The sequence below is a fragment of the Bartonella sp. TT110JLCBS genome, assembly GCF_042193405.1.
Taxonomy (GTDB): Bacteria; Pseudomonadota; Alphaproteobacteria; order Rhizobiales; family Rhizobiaceae; genus Bartonella.
In genome coordinates, this window is sequence record NZ_JBHILT010000333.1 from 1 (window position 1) to 515 (window position 515).

The 515-nt window shown below is 40.2% G+C and carries 1 pseudogene; it reads right to left on the reverse strand.

The annotated features are described in order from the left end of the window. Positions 1–515 (reverse strand): annotated as a pseudogene (locus ACFILW_RS11175) (hypothetical protein); the annotation flags it as partial.

Consider the following 515-nt stretch of genomic DNA (forward strand, 5'->3'; position numbering starts at 1 on the left):
CCTTCAGAAACTTCCTTAATCCGTGCATTCACATTCTTGATATTATCATCAAGACCAGTAAATGCACTACCAACATTATTAAAAGAACTGTCTGTTATATTACCATCTGCATCAACCTTGGATAACTTGTAGGTCGGTCCTGTAAACGTACCGCCAACAAATTTTGCATCGCCACCAAGAAACTTAGCTAAATCCTGAGAAATTGTGTTGATCTGACTACCCGTAATTGCATCACGTGAATTTTCAGCAATGGTACCATCTTTGACATTATGAAGTGCAACTGGTCCTGCATCCTTACCTTTACCTAAAGTCACACTGCTATAATCAGTTTTACCATCTGCCTGTTTATCGTAATGAACAACTGCTGAATCATCAGACTGAAGGCTGCTGGAAAGATCCTTCAGACTTGCATCAAGCTGCGCTTTATTGACTGCTTCATTACCTTTCACCGCTTCCTTCACACCGGAAAGTGTCCGATCTACTTTGTCTTTATTTGCAATATTGAGTTCTGTACC